Here is an 18,338-nt window from a genome sequence, read left to right as displayed (position 1 = left end):
TCTTTTTCTATATCGAACACTTAATGTAGGGGGTGTTGGAATGGGAAAATTAAAAGGGGAATATATCATCCTGCAAAATGAACAGTTCTATCTGAAGGGATATAAAGACTTTGCGAACGAGAGGTTGAAGATTGAGGATTACCGCGGGAATATCGAACATATTTTCTCTACCATAAGAAAACTGCAGAAGGAAGACTATGTCCATAAAACAATTGTTAAATGCAGAACGAAAAGCGTACCATCTTTCCTAGGACAGGGATACATGCTTGAAGGTTGTATTCCTGGATATTTTCTGGGAGGAGACGCTTATTTTCTATGCAAATATCATGATCAGAAAAGATTTACCAGTTCTATGTGGGTAGAGGAAGATAAACAATTAGAGGAAGTATGGAAAAAAGATGGGGATATAGAGAACAAAGGGGTTATCACTCCTTCAATCAGAAAAGCGACAACGCTAGATGCAAAAAAACTTGCGACCTTTTATGCGAGTGTTTTTCCAATCTACCCGGTCCCAATTGATAATCCGGATTATGTAAAAGACCAAATGGAAGAAAACACTATCTTTTATTGTATAGAGACGGATGGCCAAATAATTGCTGCAGCTTCAGCTGAGATTAATATGGCATATCGAAATGCCGAAATTACAGACTGTGCCACCCTTTCTTCGCACCGAAAAGGGGGGTATATGTACGATATCATTCAATCGCTGGAAAATGAACTTGTTTCCAAAGGGATTTTCTGCAGCTATTCCATCGCAAGAGCCTTGTCGTTTGGAATGAATGCAGTTTTGCATAAGTCGGGTTATTCCTATCAGGGGAGATTGAAAAATAATTGTTACATTTACGACAAAATAGAAGATATGAATGTTTGGAGTAAAGATTTGTCTGCCCTTTCTGCCGGAAAATCGGCATTAAGTGCTGGAAATTAGGCAGGTGAACAACTTGAGAGAATCCAGCCTGTTATCCAAGGAGATGCTTGAGCGGATATTAAACGGAATAGATGAAGCAATTCATGCAGTAGATCACAATGGAATCACCATCTACTATAACCGGGTTGCTTCGGAACATGATGGATTGACTTGGGAAGAAGTGATGGGAAAACATATTCTACAAGTATTCCCGTCATTGACAGTCCAAACCAGTACTCTTATAAAAGTCCTGGAAACGAAAAAAGCCATCTATCACCAAAATCAGCGATATGAAAACAAAAAAGGAGTCATGATCGAAACAATCAACACCACCGTCCCACTTGTAGTAGAAGGGGAAGTGTTGGGGGCTGTTGAAATCGCTAAAAATTATGGAAAGATAAAAATGCTTTCCAATCAGCTTATGGAGCTCCAAACAAAAATGTACAAAAAAGATCAGTCACCTCCGAAGCAATCACCAGAGGTCCATTTCACTTTGAAAGATTTCATTACAGTGGATCCATTTTGCAGTCGGATTATTGCGGAAGCCTCTCTCTTTGCAGCATCTGACCTTCCGGTTATCATATATGGCAAAACAGGGACCGGCAAGGAGATACTGGCTCAGGGGATACATGCGGCATCCTTGCGAAGTAACGCTCCTTTTATTGTTCAGAACTGTGGTGCTATTCCGGAAACCCTTCTTGAAAGCCTGCTTTTCGGAACAGCTAAGGGCAGCTATACAGGAGCTGTGGAAAAGGCGGGTCTATTGGAGCTTGCCCATGGGGGGACGCTATTTTTAGATGAATTGAACTCCATGCCATTAGAGCTTCAAACAAAGCTATTGCGTGTCTTAGAGGATGGAACCATTCGTAGAGTGGGAGGTGTTACGGCACATAAAGTGGACGTACGTATCATAACGGCCCTCAATGAAAATCCCGAAAAATGTGTAATGGATAGTAGACTGAGAGAAGACCTTTACTATCGATTGAGCACCTGCTCCATCACGCTTCCACCTTTGAAGGAGAGAGAGGGCGATATTCCTATTCTTGCAAACTATTTTCTTGAGAATTCTGCTTCGAAATATACCAAAGGGAAGAAACAACTTGCCGAATCTGTCTTTAGAATCTTTCAATCATACCCTTGGCCAGGGAATGTAAGAGAATTGAAGAATACAATAGAATATGTACTTGTAAAGTCACAGGAAGACCTTATTACAGAAAAGGATCTTCCAAGCAAGTTTCAAACAGTGGATCCAGAGTCGGCTCCTCATGAAAGTAAGTCACTGCGACAGGTTCTTCTGGAAACGGAAAAATCATATATTCAGCATGCACTTAGCCAAACAGATGGAAATGTCAAAAGAGCGGCAAAGCTTCTGCAGATCCCAAGGCAAACACTACAATATAAAATGACCAGATTGATAGAAAGCCAGTCTCATTAACGCGTCATGCCGAAAAATCAGCACCGGCAAATCAAATTACTCAACAAGGATAATAACAGATTCTCCGCCCCTGACATATATAAGTAATAACTAGGCAACTTCCTTAGTTGGCACGGTTATTGCAAAGGTTTAGGAAAGGGAGGAGATAGTGAATGAGAATGGACTTATATAAACCCGACCGCTACTGGAAAGATATTGAGCTATGGAAAGATGTGACCGAGGAGCAGTGGAACGATTGGATTTGGCAGTTGACCAATACCATTCGGACATTGGAGGATTTGAAAAAAGTCATCAGTTTAACTCCAGAGGAAGAAGAGGGTGTGAAAATATCCACCAAAACTATTCCCTTAAATATAACTCCGTATTATGCATCATTAATGAATCCAGATGATCCAAGATGCCCAATCAGGATGCAGTCTGTCCCAATAGGCAAAGAAATCTATAAAACAAAATATGACCTGGAGGACCCTTTGCATGAAGACGAGGACTCTCCTGTACCCGGCTTGACGCACCGCTACCCGGACAGGGTTTTGTTTCTCGTAACCAACCAATGCTCCATGTACTGCCGCTACTGCACAAGACGCAGGTTTTCCGGACAAATTGGCATGGGAGTACCAAAGAAGCAATTGGATGCCGCCATTGCCTATATCGCATCAAATGATCAAATCCGCGATTGTCTCATTTCCGGTGGAGACGGACTTCTGATCAATGACCAGATTCTTGAATACATCCTTAAAAATCTACGGGAAATTCCACACCTGGAAATAATCAGGATCGGTACAAGGGCACCTGTTGTTTTTCCTCAGAGAATAACTGAAAACCTGTGCAATATCCTGAAAAAATACCATCCAGTCTGGTTGAATACTCACTTTAACACCTCCATTGAAATAACTGAAGAATCCAAGCTTGCCTGTGAAATGCTCGTGAACGCAGGCGTGCCTGTGGGTAACCAGGCAGTTATTCTAGCGGGTATCAATGACAGTGTCCCGATCATGAAAAAGCTGATGCATGACCTAGTGAAAATTAGAGTCAGACCATATTACATCTATCAGTGCGACCTTTCCGAAGGCATCGGTCACTTCCGTGCGCCAGTATCAAAGGGTCTCGAAATCATTGAGGGACTCAGAGGGCACACCTCGGGATATGCCGTACCTACTTTTGTTGTGGATGCTCCAGGCGGTGGTGGCAAAATTGCGGTGCAGCCGAACTACATCATCTCCCAAAGTGCCGATAAAGTGGTATTACGTAATTTCGAAGGTGTGATTACCACATATCCGGAACCGGAAAATTATATTCCTGGTAGAGCTGAGGACTATTTTGCAGGAATATACCCGAATATGGAAGAAAAACGATCCAATATCGGTATTGCGGGCTTGATGAACGACTCCCAGTTCAACCTTGTACCTGAGGGCTTGAATAGGCTGAATCGTCGTAAGAACTATGAAACGGACCCGGCCCATACGACATTAAAGGATAAACGGGGCAAACGGGACGAATTGAAGGAAAAGAAATTCCAGGCGCTGCAGCAGAAGTACACGGAAGTGGATAAAACTGGTGCGGGCAATTAGGAGGGGTCTGCATGAAATGTAAATGGTGTGACGCTGATGAAGCCGTAGAAAACAAAAACACCGTGTATTGGGAATTGCCTGATGGTTCAAGAGCCATTACAATAACCGAAACTCCTTCACGAAGCTGTCTGGCGTGCGGAATGGAATATCAGGAAGATGATATTACAAAGGAAATAGAGGATCAGCTTTTCCTGATCAGCACTAAAAACCTGGAGAACGAACTTTCCTATGCAGCATTGATGAATAAACCGAGGCTTCTCAAAAGAAACTACTTCGATTTCAGCAGTTAAATGCAATTGTCTTAACAACAGCCGTTTTTTCCTGTAGAATGGGAGAAAAAACTGGGTGAGTGGATTTGTATGAGAAAGTCTTTTTATCATTATCTGTTGAAATACCGCCATGCATTGAAGAAAGATGCCATCAGCATCTTTGCCAACCATGCCTACGATGACCACAGCTTCCCAAAGAATTCTACTGATTACCACGAAATCAGCAGCTATCTCGAAATGAACGGGCAGTACCTGAGTAGTATGTCCACCTTCGATGAAGCTTGGGAGCTATATAAGGAAGATGTATAGATAAGTGAAAAAAACACATTCGCAGAAGCTGCGGATGTGTTTTTTGTTTTATGCTCTTTTCGTAAAGATTGTAGCTTTATGAATGGGACTGGGCTAAAGAGATGATGTCAACATTAACACCCTGTTGGTCTCCGTTCCAGGCGGCAGCGATCGCGGGCTCCCATCCGTCCCCGGGGAATCTTGTCTCCATCGCTGCAATCATCGGGCTACATTTGATGTGTACATTTTACTTAAATAGCAACACTGAATGCGAAAACAACCATGTAATACCATCAAACACATCTTCCTTTTTCTCATCACCTTTAGCGCTTTTCCTTCTTCCTGCATATAATACATTACCATCAAAGCCACAGGGATAAGTTAGGAGATAGTTTATATGGGGAAGAAAAAGAAACCGAATAAACCGAAATATAAAATGGGTGACATTGTTGTAATCACTATATATGGAACTGTTGGAAAAGTAACAGATATCAAGCAGATCGATGGTGTTTATGTGTATGAGGTGAATTCGAGCGAAGGTCTTTACCAGGAGGAGACTTTGGCATTTGTGTCCGAGTATGAAGGGAAGGTCCTGGTGACTGAGCACTTGGACATCAAGTATCTGTATTTTATTGGGGATATCGTCCAAGTTACAGGCTATGGGAAAGAATTATTCAAAATAGTGGGATTCCGCACAGAAATCTGGCGTTATAAAGAGGATTCCTGGGAGGATATCATTTATGAACTTACAAGGATGTCAGATGGGGAATGGTTGGAAGCTGGCGAAGAGGAATTGACTATGGTTGTCCATCACGATCATGCAGAAATTCTTATTCATAAACTTGGATTATCCTATATGTTCAACAAAGAAAATACGAGCTTGGAGTTGTATAATCCCATGACAGGTTCAAACAAACATTATAAAAAAGAAGAGTTTAACCAGGAATACCAGCGTATCATTGACGGTTTATTGGATGTGTACAATGATTATAAGGTTCTTTATGATATCTTTGGGGACCAGGAATACAGAGAAGTTATGAACCTTGTAGTAAAGAACCTAAAAAAATATATGGAAGGTAAAAAACACAGCCAATTAGAAAAGTAAAAAGGAGAATTGTAGAAGTAATATGATGAAAAATGGTAATCCTACTACAATAGCTGCTTTAACAAGGCTTTCGCTTATTCTATCCAGGAATGGCAAAAGTACTTCTTCTTCTCCTAGTTTTTCCAAACGTGTCATATACTCTCTCATAAAATTTCCCCCTTTTGTTTTTACTGCTCGTCCAACATACTTAAACCTATGACTACCAGAAAATAAATATGCTTATTTTTCAAACAATTCTGGTAAAACCATTGTGAGATGGATTATTATAGTGAGTAAGACATATATCTAAAAAGAAGTACATAAACCTTTAAAAAAGGGGTGATATTGTGAAAGAAATCGAAGTGGTCATTGATACTGAGGAGATAGCCGAATTCTTTTACAATGAGCTGGTAAGACGAGGTTTCGTCCCGGCGGAGAGTGAGATCGAGGAACTGGCGGATATCATGTTTGAATATCTGTTGGAAAAATGCATTATCGATGAAGAAATGGACGTCGACTAGTCATGGGAAACTCCTCATTCAAAGCCCCTTAATGTAAAAGTACCGGATAGAAGAGGTTGGTTGTAGTCGACCTCTTCCAGGACCTCTAGTTGAGTAGGAAATAAAGGCAACGGCAGTCCAAACTGCCGTTTTTTTCATATCAAGTGATCATTTTATGGACCTCCCCGAGGCTTGAAAGCTGCAAGATATTCACTAAATGCTTCTTTTTCATATCCGGAGTGTCTTCTGTTCCTGACAATGTGTACAAGCTTGGTAGCTGAGTGGCTTTTTCAAAAGAAAACCAGTCATCGACTTTAAGCGATGATTTGTGTTGGTAGTCTGGCCATGCCTTTTCCAAATGAGGACTGAACACTTTTAAACTGCCTGTTTCCGTTGAAAATACCTCAGGCATGTAATCGCTGCGTGAACCCGTATGGATAGTAGCCTTTCCAAAGTTAACTGCACCAACCTGGACGTTCTTTCCTGAAAATAAAATCCTATAGAGTTCTTTTCCAAACTCTATCCTTGAAGGAAGGCTGGAAAAATTATCTACTGTGCTTCCAGTAATCTCAATATCGTATCTGAAATGGTATGGAAAAAGAATCTGGGTGAAGCCCATCCTTTCCTGCAGCTGGAACGTAAGTGAATCCAGCACCTTCTGCTGGTAAAAAGGGTTATTCATGACATGCCTCTCTAATAGACTCTGTTCATTGATGATCAGTGAAACCGTCAGCATTCCGGAGTTTTTTTGCTGCTGTTCAAGGAAAAGTCTCCAAACAGGCAACATGAATGACGAGACGCCGAAATGTCCGAGCAGGTGAGTGAAGTCCTTGTTCTGCTTTTTTCCTTCCGCATAAAGAGATAGCTGAGGGAAGGCATCCTTGAAAATAAGATGATTGCCTTTTTCCAAAAAGCTGAAAAAGACGGAAATACGGTCAAAGCTCATCAAACCGGACAAGCTGTGTCTTTTAAGGTCGGTCATATTCCATCCAGCATTCCTTGAGACCATATGTGCCAAAAATGCCCAATGCAGTTCAGGGTGATTCAAATAAATCTCCAAGTATGCTTGCGTTCGTGTGATGTTGTTTTTATTCAAAAGGAAAGTCCGATTCTTAATTTCATCGAGAAGTTTCTTGTCAGTTTCCGTTAGGGGAGATAGGGAAGGAGGAACTTGCCACGCTTGCAGCAGTTTAGTTTTCTCATGTGAAGTAAGTATTCCGTGGCTATTCTCATTTACTTTCTTTTGCATTTTGTTTATGACCCAATTAAAAAACATCCCACCACCTCCATTTATTGTATTAATGGAAAAGAAAATGATGCCCACAAATTTACATCATCCCATGGTGGTCTTTTTGACTAGATTACATAATTTTATGCAAAATCCCCTACTACTCAGCTACTTTCGACAAAACTTTCTTTTTTTTGATGAAGGAATCGACAAGACAAGTTTCTAATTTATATAGTATAAAAATGGTTGAGGGGTGAAGTAGGATGTTGGCTATAAAAAGAATGATGAAAATTGGTTCCGGAGAATACGATGTCACCATTATGCAAACACCGAAATATGGAGAAACGAAAGGATATGCTCCTGTATTCCGATTGACCATGGAGGCGAACAATCATCAGGAATTAATCAGCAAGGTATACCGGAAGTTCAATGTCACAGACTCCATTCCTGCTGATTATGAAGGTCGATTCATTGCAACCGGAGATATCATCATGATAGATGAAGGTACCTTTGGAATTAGCTATTATCGACTAGAATTTGGTGGTTGGAAAAAAATAAACAGGGTTCAGGTAAGATGAGATAGATGTACAGTATAAGGCAGTCAGTGATGACTGCCTTATACTGCGTAAAGATTATTTATGGTTTCCGGGTCCATTTTTTCGGCCCTTAGGCGAATACTCCTTTTTATGTGCAGTATGCTCCGCCTCGATCGCATCAGGAGAAATATGATTGTTCTTCTTCTGTCCATTAATGCGGTTTCGGTGTTTTTTTCCCATCTGTAATCCTCCTATTGAATATGTTTATCAGTAAATGCTGTTCTAGCTCTGCAATTTATCGCGTTTGGAAGTGTGAGGTTCCGCTGTTTTCTTTTTTGTTGTGTTGGTCGCATTGGCATGCTCTACAGCCTGACGAAGTTTCTTCTTCATAAGGATCTCCTTTCAGCACTGGTTTTACTTCCTTTTTAGGTTCTGCCTAAAACAGAAAATGAATTCATATCAGGTGGAGAGATTCTTTTGAAACAGGGGAAAGATATGGTATAGTATTGTTTGTCACTCTTGGGATGATAACGCATCCATTGTGGCTTAAATTAATGATTGAAGTCTGATTTATGTAATTAGGAGGTAACACGATGAGTGTACATATTGGAGCTAAACAAGGTGAAATTGCAGAAACGATCCTATTGCCAGGAGATCCGTTACGAGCAAAATATATTGCGGAAACATTTTTGGAAGATGCAGTTTGTTATAATGAAGTAAGGGGAATGCTTGGCTTTACCGGAACTTATAAAGGCGAACGCATCTCTGTACAAGGTACCGGGATGGGGGTACCTTCCATTTCCATCTACATCAACGAATTGATGAATGAATATAATGTTCAAAACCTGATTCGTGTAGGTACTTGCGGCGCGATTCAAAAAGACGTAAAGGTTCGTGACGTCATTCTTGCGATGAGTGCCTCTACAGATTCCCAAATGAACCGCTTAACATTTGGTGGAGTGGACTATGCTCCAACAGCCAACTTCGATTTGCTGAAAAAAGCATATGATGTGGGAGTGGAAAAGGGTCTGAACCTGAAAGTCGGAAATGTCTTTACTGCAGACATGTTCTACAATGACAATGGCGAGTTGGAGAAATGGGCGAAGTATGGCATCCTTGCAATTGAAATGGAATCTGCAGCTCTCTATACGCTTGCAGCAAAGTATGGAAGAAACGCACTTTCCGTTCTGACTGTAAGCGATCATATCCTTACAGGAGAAGAGACTACTTCCGAAGAGCGTCAATCTACATTCAGTGACATGATGGAAGTGGCACTTGAAGCGGTAATCAAAAAATAATGGATGGTTTAGCCCTTGAATTGATCAAGGGCTGTATTTTTTAAGGGAGGAACTTTTATATATGCTGATTACCTTAGAGCTTACAACTAGTGCCAGAGATGAATGGCAGGATATAACCGGACTGGTACAAAAAGAGCTTAAAAAGTTGACCATAGTGGAAGGAACTGTATTGGTTTATTGTCCTCACACTACCGCAGGAATTACGATAAACGAAAATGCAGATCCCGATGTCGTGACCGATGTGCAGATGAGATTAGATGAAGTATACCCTTGGAATCATCCAAAGTATCTACATATGGAAGGGAATACTGCAGCACATCTAAAAGGCATCACGGTTGGCAGTTCCCAGCAGATTATCATTGATAAGGGAGAACTCTTACTCGGTACATGGCAAGGAATTTTCTTTTGTGAGTTTGATGGACCAAGAAATAGGACAGTCCATTTGAAGTTTACCCTGGAATAGGCCGTAAGTCGTATCTTGCCGAAAAGTAATATATTTCTATAGTAAATCTTTTTACGATAATAAAATTTAATGGTAGAATGTTTAGGTATGCTTCGCTGAGATGAGTGAGGCATATTATTTTTTATTTAACTTAAATCGATTCGATATAGAAATAAACAACTTATAAAAGGTGAGATCATCATGAAATATAAAATTGCTGCAGCTTTGGTGAGTGTTTCTTTACTAAGTGGATGCTCCCAAGAAATCAAGGATATCGACTGGAAATTCTGGGAGAAATTCAGTAAAGAAGAAAACAATGCGAATGTTTCTGAAGAGGTACCTGCTGAAGACAAGATTCCAGAGGAAACGGAAGGTGATCAAGGAGATGCAGAGAATGAACCTGAAACCCCTCCGACGAACGAAAATGGTTATGTATTGGATGAACAGTACTTCACAGTATTGAATCAGGAAAAAGTCATAGAAAACACAGATAATATCCTACTTGTCGTGAACAAAAACCAGGCTCTGCCCGCCAACTACGTGCCTGCAGATTTAACCATTCCCAATGTTGCATTTTCATTTGAAGGAGACTATGAGAAGAAATATTTGAGGGAAGAGGCTGCACGTGCTTTAGAAGAGTTGTTTGCAGCTGCAACAAGTGAAAACGTTGAACTCTTTGCTGTTTCCGGCTATCGCTCCTATGAAACGCAATATGGCGTATACAACAGCTATATAAAAAAATGGGGAGAGGAAAAAACGAATACCTTCTCCGCCATCCCAGGGCATAGTGAGCACCAGACTGGTCTTACCATGGACATCTCCAGCAGATCGAATGCACTTGATCTGACGGAGGAGTTCGGCGAAACGCCTGAAGGTCAGTGGGTAAAGCAAAACGCCTACAAACACGGCTTCATCATCCGATATCCTAAAGGAAAAGAAGTGGTAACTGGCTACCAGTACGAACCTTGGCACCTGCGTTATGTTGGGAAAGAGGTAGCGGAGTATATCCATACACATGATCTTACCCTTGAAGAGTTTTTTGATAGAGCCATTAAACAATAGGATGACAGAACCCCGCGATTATTTTGATTGCGGGGTTTTTATATGATACCGCTGGATAATATATACGAACAGAGAAGGCCGAGTGCCGAGAGAAGCCCGACAACGGGACCGCCTTCTTCAAAGGCTTCCGGCATCATCGTGGAGGCAACCATTGCAATAATGCCGCCTGCAGCCAAGCCACTGACAAGATACATATACTCTCCGCTCAATTCCTTGAAGGTAACATAGCCTATAAATGAGCTTAGTGATGTTAGGCCGAACACAATTATCCACATAAACAGAATTTTTCTGGTTGTATATCCATCCTTCTTTAAGCCAACAGAGCTTGAAAGAGCCTCTGGAAAATTACTGATGAAAATGGCAAGGACAATGACCAAGCTCACTGTATGAGACTTCAAGATACTGACCCCGATTATGATGGACTCCGGAATTGCATCAATGATGGAACCGATAAAAATAGCCAAACCTGAATGATTGCTCTTTTTCTCTTTGGAACGTTTGCGTTCTTTTCCGCCTTTTTTACTGATCAGCAATTCTGCTGCTGTAAACAGGATCGATCCAATAAGAAATCCAAATATAGCATAGCTATAGCTAGAAGCCACTTCTATCTCACCCAACAGTTCAAATGCCGCGGCTCCGATAAGTACTCCTGTCCCGAACGCCATGATAAATCCGGTCAATTTACGCGGTAAAGGTACAAACAGACCTACAATTGCTCCCAGTATGAGGGAAAGGCCTGCAATTGCTCCCCAAAACAATGCCTGAACCATCAGAGTCTCACCTTTTTTCTACAAAAGTTTTTCTATTACTAATGTGTACGAAAAAAAATAGAACATACTTTTTTCTATCTTTGACAAAATAACAAAGGTATTCATTTTATTACAGGGGGTTTCCGGAAGTGAAGAGGGTGCTTTATTCATTTTTTACAATTGCTGCAATTCTGATAGGTCTTAATTTCCTTGGTTCCTCCGTTTCAGCTCTCGGGCAAGAGGATAAATGGGAATATGTAATCCAGACTTCCATTGAATCAGGGTATTCCACTGCAATGCCTTTCCCGAAACAAATTAGGAAGAATGTTCAGAATGGGAAATGGGAGGCGATTTCCTATCCAATCCCTCCAACAGACACGTTTATACGGGAAAATGGGAAAGTGGCGTACGCCATTGATCATCAACTTAACATCTATGATAGATCTGCCAATAAAATACTTTTACCCTTAATGGAAAAAAATAAAAAGCAACTTTCGAACGATATGAAGAAGCTGCATAGGAACCATTATGGGGAACTGATTACCTGGAATGATGCAAATAGGCTACTTCCTAGATACAGTATCTTTAAAGTGCTTGATTTGGATACGGGATTGTCTTTTGAAGTCCAGCGGAGAGCAGGGTCATATCATGCAGATGTACAGCCTTTGACTCATGACGATACGAAGATCATGAAAAAGATCTATCGTGGTACTTGGAGCTGGGATAGGAGAGCCATTCTTGTCCTGTCCGAGAACGGTCAATTTGCTGGATCCATGCATGGAATGCCTCACGGGCAAGGAGCGTTGAAAAATGGATTTCCAGGCCATTTCTGCATCCATTTCCAGGACAGCATCACCCACAAGTCAAGGAAAATGGATCATGCCCATTCCATCATGATAAAAAAAGCTTCAGGGGAATGGCTGGACCATACACAAAAGCTTTCACCTCAGGAAATAGTAGATGCAACGGTCCTTGCCATCCATCAGCATGACTGGTTTATCCTATCGCCGATCCTGGATGATAGAAACCGTATTCTGTTGGAGAAGCATCTTGAGGAACTGGAAGAAATCGAACTGATCAAGAGATTGTCCGATCTTCCAAGAGAGGATGGGAGTACAAAGCTGACATTTCCTATTACGGTAAAACTTCAAGTGCACCGCAGTAGTGGTACAACAAACAGGATGGTAACCTTTGACCTTTATCGTCCGACTATCGAAGAGCCCTGGACAGTCGATTTGGAAAAACTGTTAAAACAGTTGTAGTTAGTAGGAGAAATAGAGGTGGCAACTGATTGTATAAATCAAAGTTCGATTATTTAAAATAAAGTTTGATCGTTTTCAATAAAGAGTGATAAAAATCCTGTTGTATTATCAGCAACAGGATTTTTTTATTCAATTAAAGGGCCAGATTGTGGGTGCGAAACGTTCCTGATTCAAATGAAATGTGGTCACACAATTTCGGTAAAGGTCAGGCAGTTTTAGAGTTCTAAAACTGAAGGGTTATGTCGAGGAGTCGAATGAGGAGGTAACGCTCCAAAAGGTTCCCCCTGCGTCGAATAGCACGCTATTTAGTAAGAAAGAAGTGTGTTATAAGCTCGGCTAATAGGCATGAGAATTTACCGTAACAGTCCGGCTGACGAAAGCCTACCCGATGGGGTGGTGTAAATCATGATGCTTGGGTTGAACAAATATGGTGAGAATGCAATGAAATATAATAAGTAAGTATATTGCTGACGAACTTCTGAATGTACGGGTCTAGACTGGCATTATACAGAAATGTATTTACTACTAAATGTAGTGTTAGCTGTGGGTGAGTAAGAATCCATAATATAAAAATCATCTTGTGTTACAGGCACATGCAATGCTAACAGGCTCATAGGAAGCACCTAAGTTTGTTCCATAATAGACATAATTCAACGTTGTAAGCTGATAACGTGGAGAGCTTACTCTCTATGAAGCGTTGAAAAGGAAACTAGTCGTGAGATTAGCGACTATATAACTTTTCTTTATATCAGTGAAAGTAGTGGCACAGTACCATTGAAGCGTGTAATGAATGTGGAGGGATAGCCACCAGACTAATAAAAGATTCATCCAGCCATGCAAGGCAGTTCTTCAACGATTAATAAGGTTCTTGTAAGACTAATAGAGGTTCAGCTCCTAAAGGAGTCACCAACTTGTTAAAACGAAAGAAACTGAGACACAATGAGTATTATGATATGCAGTATTATTTCGATTCTTTATATGCTCAAAGTGCTAATGGTCAGAATTTTTATGGATTACTAGACTTAATGCAATCCGATGAAAATATACGGTTAGCTTATCGGAATATTAAACGAAACACTGGCAGTAAAACTGCTGGAGATGACGGATTAACGATTGAAGATATAAACCGATTATCTGTATCAGAAGTTGTATCGAAGATACAACGAATGTTTGAACACTACACACCCCAAGCCGTCCGGAGAGTATTCATTCCTAAGGCAAATGGAAAAACTCGACCTTTCACACATGACAAAGGATGCGCTCAAAAATGCACAGATAAAAGTAAAACAAACAATCAAAGAGATTCAGAAACATCAATCGGTTGAGAATGTTTGGCGCTTTAATACAGTTATAATGGGAATCCAAAATTATTATTCAGCAGCTTCACACATCACTGATGATTTAACTGAGCTGAACTATCGTCTTCATAAAACATTGTTTAATCGTTTAAAAGAATTGAGAAAAGAAGCTACGTTTCAGGACTTTCCAAAATCCTTACAGAAACGGTATAAGGGATATGAGTGTAAGCTCTTCAAAATAAAAGAAATGGTACTTATCCCAATTCATGCCCAACGTTGTAAGATAAATCTGAACTTCTCTCAAACTATTTGTAACTACACTACAGTAGGTAGGGACAATATTCATCAAAACTTGCGTGCAATAAACAGACAAACGCTTACTCGTGTGATGAAACAGTTCATACCGAGCCGTTCCATCGAATACAACGATAACCGGATTAGTAGATTTATTGCACAATATGGGAAATGTGCTGTTACAGGGGTTGAATTAGGACTGGATGAATGGCATTGTCACCATAAGACACCGTACCATCTCACCAAAGATGATTCATACGGAAACTTAATGATATTGCATAAATCTGTCCATCTCCTTATACATTTGAGAGATTTAGAGAAAATAAAAGTGCTTTTAAACTCACTCAAGTTAAATGAAAAGCAACTTACAGAAGTCAATAAATTGCGTAAGCAATGTCTGAACGAAGCTATCTGATTCTCCTTTGCATAATCATAAAAATCTTGAATGAATTGGATTAGTTGGAACGCCGTATGCTGGGAAACTCGCCTGTACGGTGTGAAGTGGGGGAAAAGCCGGAGATAACTTCAAAAGCTTACCTATCACTATAACATCTGTGAAGCTTTTTCTTTTACAGCTTATTGATATTAATTTATATAATAAATAATGTGATAATTTAAAAAATAATAAATAATGGTATAATTAATATATTAGTGTCTGCTCTGTTTAAAAGGGAGGGAGTATATTGATAAATAGGACAAGAGTATTTATTAGTTCTGCATACGAAAATGATTTGAAAACACCAAGAAAGATAATAAAAGAACATCTGGAGAATAGTGGTCATGAGGTTCCAATCTTTGAAGATGGGGACTTTGGAACATGGGAAAAGGATACACTTAAACAATGTTTGGATGTTGTAGGTAGTAGCGACGTATTTATACTTTTAATTAATAGGAAATCAGGTGCTAGCTCTCGTTTAATGAATGGAAATGTTACTCCTACATATCTAGAATATATTGCTGCAATGCAGAAAAATAAGCATATATTAGTATTTGTTTCACCAATAGTAAAACAACATTTTACTATCCTAAAAACTGAGTTTGACAGGCTCAATGAAGCATTTGAAAATGAATTTTATCGAAAGCCTAATTCACCATTTGATCCCTTAGAGAAATGGATTGAAACTCAATTGGCATCTGAAGGAGCATTTAAACAGTTATTAGAGGTAGCGGATCCTTTTGTTTGGGCGTTTCTTTCTGAAATTTATAGGAATAGAAACTGGGTTTACGATTTCGATATATCTAGGTCTCATGAACATGCTAAAAACATTTCGGCAATGTTAAGTACCTCATTAAGGTCTGTGGTAGGACTGATTTCAGAGAGAGAACAAATTGATCAATTAAAAAATCAAGCTTCGTATTTATATGCATTTGCTGAGTATACTCTACAATTGATGAATGAAAAAAATATAATTGTGGATAATGGTATACATACATGGTCCAAATTCTTAGAACAAGGATTACAATTTCTAAAGACACCTATTCAAATAATTCAAATGCCAGATATTAATCCGAGTATAGTTAATACTACCCCTGGTTGCAACGCTGCTTCTCTATATACAATTGACAAAGAAAGTCACAAAATTCTAATCTTAGTTGGTTCAATTGGAGAAATTAGTCCCGATGAATTTTATAAGTTAGACGAAGAAGAAGTGTATGTAGTTGATTCTTATAATCAACAAGTAAGATTAATTACATACAATACTGATAAACAAACTTTATATGTAACAGAGCCAATTGGCGATTTTGTTCTGTGTCTGCATTTTGAATTAACGAATCCGTGGACAGAAGGACAAGTCAAGGCTTACGATTCTGAGATTAAACATGCTATAATAGAGCAACATGAATATTTCTATGAATTTTTTATACGAATACTAGGAGGGAGAACATGAGTAATAAAGAGTCTGTTAACTACAAAAATAAGAATACGGTAGTAGTTAGTCGTTCCCCTGTTTTTAAAGCGAATAAAGTAACTAACAAGGTTGTAGCCAGTTCTCTATTAATTGGTAATAAAACAGTCACCAATACAATTGGAAAAACATTAAGAAACTCGATTGTTCATAATATTAATTCAGTTAACAATGTATTAAATGAATCAAATAAAATCTTACCATATAAAAATAATTTAGATATATCAACGAATCGATCTAAATTTCAATTAAAGGGAAAAACTTATTAGACAACTAGTTCATTCACTAAGCGGTTCCGTTTTATCATAAGAAATAGCAGGCTAATTCGTATATGAATTAGACCTGCTTCTTTTTTTGTTAAATCAATGTTTATAACCAATGTTCAACTATCGGGCGCATTTCTGAAACATGGAATACGTATTTTTTGCGAAAAAAGATTGAGTTGCAGGAAGAGTTTTGAAATAATTGGTATAAAGTAATAGAAGCAGGTTGTTGAAGAAAGAGTCTTTGTTAGAGATATTGAATGGTATAGATTAGAGTTTTGTTTATCTAAACGTGATATTAATGCAATAGGAGAAGATGTATGGAGAAACAGCTAATACAAAGAGCTTCTTATTTAAATATTCAAGATAAGGATCTATTACTTAAGGCTATTGTCACTGCTAAGAAAGCTCACGATGGACAGTTTCGCAAGTCGGGGGAGCCTTATATCATACACCCTTTTGCTGTTACAGATATATTATTGGACTATAAGGTGGATGTCGCTACATTGATAGGCGCTCTGCTACATGATGTAGTAGAGGACACTGAGTATACCCTTGAAGATATCCAACAGTTATTCGGAGAACAAATAAAAACTATTGTTCATGGCCTGACCAAAATCGATAAGAATGAAGTACCGGAAAAAGATATATATCAGGCAGTAAATTTTAAGAATATGTTAGAGGCTGCGCAAAAAGATATTAGAGTTGTGGTTATTAAAGTGGCAGATCGTTTACATAATATGAGGACGCTACAAGTTAAAAAGATTGAGAAGCAAGTTCCATATGCCAGCGAAACATTAAAGATATTTACCCCTTTTTGTCAAAAATTAAATTTGTTCCGCATACAAGAAGAGTTGGAGGATCTTTCTTATGCTTATCTTCACAATGGCCAATATACACAAATAAAGTCTTTTCATAAGAATTATAAAGAGTTGTTTAAATCATATGCAAACAGGGTTCGGGAAGAATTTCGAAAAGCTTCAAAGGGATGTTTAGATATAGATTCTTACACAATCCATGATGAAGTGGAGCCCCTATATACAGCTATGACTTATCCTGACATCATCGACCATATAGGCCGGGTTGTAATTTCGGTTCCAGACAAAATGTCCTGCTACTCTGCAATGGGTATTGTACACCAATTATATAAACCTATTTCAGGTAAGTTTATTGATTATATATCTATTCAATCTAATCCATTTCATCGATATCTTAGGACAACGATAGACATAGATGGTAACGAAGTAGTCATATGTATACAAGATAAGGAATCAAAAGACATAAGAGAAAAAGGAATTTGTTTTTTCCTAACAGAACATAGGGAACAAGAGTTACGAACCACTCTACCAAAAATTTTAGGTGAGGTTATTACCACTAATAAGTCAGCCACAGAAGATCCTTTAGAATTCTTAAACTTTGTATCTAATGAGTTACTGGGGAACCAAATAGCTGTGTTTACCCCTAAGTTGGATGTTATACAATTACCAATTGGAGCGACTGCAATTGACTTCGCTTTTGCCTTAAATGTTGAGAAAGCGAAGCAGATGGCAGCAGTTAGAATTAATGGGGAAATCCGCCCTGTTTCAACTCCTGTATCCCAATGGGATATGGTAGAGATTTTAATAAGCCGTTATCCCGGCGATAAGTCCTCTTGGCTTAACTTTGCATTTACCACTAAAGCACAATTGGCAATCCGAGAAGAGTTAGAAAAAGAATGATTCAATAAAAAGAGGATATATAACAATCGGGCGCTATCCAGGAACAAGGATTAGTGCTCGTTTTTATTTGGGTTAGAATGAAAAATACTTATTGTAGGGATTTTTAGATTATGAAATAATTGGAATTAAGCAATCGGGCAGGATTGTGGTGCGAGGCGTTTCTAACTCAAATTGAGAATGGCATACATTACTCAGATAAACGTTAGACAATTCCTTCTGGAATTGAAGGA

At 39.1% G+C, this 18,338-nt stretch carries 21 protein-coding genes; 17 read left to right on the top strand and 4 right to left on the bottom strand.

What is annotated here, in order from left to right:
- The first annotated feature begins 40 nt into the window (after positions 1-40).
- The 6 genes from ablB (at position 41) to ACFVAD_RS08930 (ending at position 5,572) form a co-directional block, all read left to right on the top strand.
- Positions 41-928, top strand: coding sequence for a putative beta-lysine N-acetyltransferase (gene ablB, locus ACFVAD_RS08955; protein WP_386638401.1), 888 nt, complete (start codon positions 41-43; stop codon positions 926-928).
- A 43-nt stretch (positions 929-971) separates the two neighbouring features.
- Positions 972-2,342, top strand: a complete 1,371-nt coding sequence (locus ACFVAD_RS08950; protein WP_386639073.1) for a sigma-54 interaction domain-containing protein — start codon at positions 972-974, stop codon at positions 2,340-2,342.
- A 152-nt stretch (positions 2,343-2,494) separates the two neighbouring features.
- Positions 2,495-3,910: a lysine 2,3-aminomutase gene (gene kamA / locus ACFVAD_RS08945; RefSeq protein ID WP_386638398.1), complete on the top strand. Its 1,416-nt coding sequence runs from the start codon at positions 2,495-2,497 to the stop codon at positions 3,908-3,910.
- A gap of 11 nt (positions 3,911-3,921) precedes the next feature.
- Positions 3,922-4,200, top strand: coding sequence for a YokU family protein (locus ACFVAD_RS08940; RefSeq protein WP_386638395.1), 279 nt, complete (start codon positions 3,922-3,924; stop codon positions 4,198-4,200).
- A gap of 69 nt (positions 4,201-4,269) precedes the next feature.
- Positions 4,270-4,488: a YozE family protein gene (locus tag ACFVAD_RS08935; RefSeq protein WP_204414704.1), complete on the top strand. Its 219-nt coding sequence runs from the start codon at positions 4,270-4,272 to the stop codon at positions 4,486-4,488.
- A gap of 376 nt (positions 4,489-4,864) precedes the next feature.
- The gene (locus tag ACFVAD_RS08930) at positions 4,865-5,572 is read left to right on the top strand and encodes a hypothetical protein (protein ID WP_386638392.1); all 708 of its coding nucleotides are present in this window, start codon (positions 4,865-4,867) and stop codon (positions 5,570-5,572) included.
- Here the strand turns inward: ACFVAD_RS08930 and ACFVAD_RS08925 are convergent.
- Positions 5,561-5,719, bottom strand: a complete 159-nt coding sequence (locus tag ACFVAD_RS08925; RefSeq protein WP_386638389.1) for a hypothetical protein — start codon at positions 5,717-5,719, stop codon at positions 5,561-5,563. The genes ACFVAD_RS08930 and ACFVAD_RS08925 overlap by 12 nt on opposite strands.
- A gap of 179 nt (positions 5,720-5,898) precedes the next feature.
- Between ACFVAD_RS08925 and ACFVAD_RS08920 the strand changes: the two genes are divergently transcribed.
- The gene (locus ACFVAD_RS08920) at positions 5,899-6,072 is read left to right on the top strand and encodes a YozD family protein (protein ID WP_386638387.1); all 174 of its coding nucleotides are present in this window, start codon (positions 5,899-5,901) and stop codon (positions 6,070-6,072) included.
- A gap of 139 nt (positions 6,073-6,211) precedes the next feature.
- Here ACFVAD_RS08920 and ACFVAD_RS08915 read toward each other — a convergent pair whose 3' ends face one another.
- Positions 6,212-7,327, bottom strand: coding sequence for a DUF2515 family protein (locus ACFVAD_RS08915; RefSeq protein WP_386638384.1), 1,116 nt, complete (start codon positions 7,325-7,327; stop codon positions 6,212-6,214).
- 215 nt (positions 7,328-7,542) lie between these two features.
- On the opposite strand from ACFVAD_RS08915, the gene ACFVAD_RS08910 reads away from it, so the two are divergent.
- Complete coding sequence (locus ACFVAD_RS08910) at positions 7,543-7,857, top strand: YodL domain-containing protein (protein ID WP_386638381.1); 315 nt, start codon at positions 7,543-7,545, stop codon at positions 7,855-7,857.
- 54 nt (positions 7,858-7,911) lie between these two features.
- Here the strand turns inward: ACFVAD_RS08910 and ACFVAD_RS08905 are convergent, their stop codons facing one another.
- The gene (locus tag ACFVAD_RS08905) at positions 7,912-8,055 is read right to left on the bottom strand and encodes a hypothetical protein (RefSeq protein ID WP_386638378.1); all 144 of its coding nucleotides are present in this window, start codon (positions 8,053-8,055) and stop codon (positions 7,912-7,914) included.
- Between the two features lie 353 nt (positions 8,056-8,408).
- On the opposite strand from ACFVAD_RS08905, the gene deoD reads away from it, so the two are divergent.
- The 3 genes from deoD (at position 8,409) to ACFVAD_RS08890 (ending at position 10,617) form a co-directional block, all read left to right on the top strand.
- Positions 8,409-9,113, top strand: coding sequence for a purine-nucleoside phosphorylase (deoD, locus tag ACFVAD_RS08900; protein ID WP_224840559.1), 705 nt, complete (start codon positions 8,409-8,411; stop codon positions 9,111-9,113).
- A gap of 61 nt (positions 9,114-9,174) precedes the next feature.
- A complete protein-coding gene (locus ACFVAD_RS08895) occupies positions 9,175-9,576 on the top strand; it encodes a secondary thiamine-phosphate synthase enzyme YjbQ (protein ID WP_386638375.1) in 402 nt (133 codons plus the stop codon).
- Positions 9,577-9,756: 180 nt separating this feature from the next.
- Entirely contained in the window at positions 9,757-10,617 is an 861-nt protein-coding gene (locus tag ACFVAD_RS08890; protein WP_386638372.1) for a M15 family metallopeptidase, read from the top strand.
- Between the two features lie 38 nt (positions 10,618-10,655).
- Here ACFVAD_RS08890 and ACFVAD_RS08885 read toward each other — a convergent pair whose 3' ends face one another.
- The gene (locus tag ACFVAD_RS08885; protein ID WP_386638369.1) at positions 10,656-11,387 is read right to left on the bottom strand and encodes a ZIP family metal transporter; all 732 of its coding nucleotides are present in this window, start codon (positions 11,385-11,387) and stop codon (positions 10,656-10,658) included.
- Between the two features lie 128 nt (positions 11,388-11,515).
- Here ACFVAD_RS08885 and ACFVAD_RS08880 point away from each other — a divergent pair, with 128 nt between their 5' ends.
- From ACFVAD_RS08880 to ACFVAD_RS08855, 6 genes are all read left to right on the top strand, one after another.
- Positions 11,516-12,628 carry a hypothetical protein gene (locus ACFVAD_RS08880; protein ID WP_386638367.1) on the top strand — a complete coding sequence of 371 codons (1,113 nt, stop codon included), beginning with the start codon at positions 11,516-11,518 and terminating at the stop codon, positions 12,626-12,628.
- 911 nt (positions 12,629-13,539) lie between these two features.
- Positions 13,540-13,953, top strand: coding sequence for a hypothetical protein (locus tag ACFVAD_RS08875; protein ID WP_386638364.1), 414 nt, complete (start codon positions 13,540-13,542; stop codon positions 13,951-13,953).
- Positions 13,874-14,635, top strand: a complete 762-nt coding sequence (locus tag ACFVAD_RS08870) for an HNH endonuclease signature motif containing protein (RefSeq protein ID WP_386638361.1) — start codon at positions 13,874-13,876, stop codon at positions 14,633-14,635. Before ACFVAD_RS08875 ends, ACFVAD_RS08870 begins: the two co-directional genes overlap by 80 nt.
- Before the next feature lie 268 nt (positions 14,636-14,903).
- Complete coding sequence (locus tag ACFVAD_RS08865; RefSeq protein WP_386638358.1) at positions 14,904-16,109, top strand: DUF4062 domain-containing protein; 1,206 nt, start codon at positions 14,904-14,906, stop codon at positions 16,107-16,109.
- The gene (locus ACFVAD_RS08860; protein WP_386638355.1) at positions 16,106-16,396 is read left to right on the top strand and encodes a hypothetical protein; all 291 of its coding nucleotides are present in this window, start codon (positions 16,106-16,108) and stop codon (positions 16,394-16,396) included. The genes ACFVAD_RS08865 and ACFVAD_RS08860 overlap by 4 nt, the downstream gene beginning before the upstream one ends.
- A 314-nt stretch (positions 16,397-16,710) precedes the next feature.
- Positions 16,711-18,108 carry an HD domain-containing protein gene (locus ACFVAD_RS08855; protein WP_386638352.1) on the top strand — a complete coding sequence of 466 codons (1,398 nt, stop codon included), beginning with the start codon at positions 16,711-16,713 and terminating at the stop codon, positions 18,106-18,108.
- Positions 18,109-18,338 lie beyond the last annotated feature (230 nt).

It is taken from the genome of Sutcliffiella sp. NPDC057660, from assembly GCF_042800035.1.
GTDB lineage: Bacteria > Bacillota > Bacilli > Bacillales > Bacillaceae_I > Sutcliffiella_A.
The sequence above is the reverse complement of the archived record's forward strand: the minus strand, read 5'-3'. Positions and strand labels throughout refer to the sequence as shown.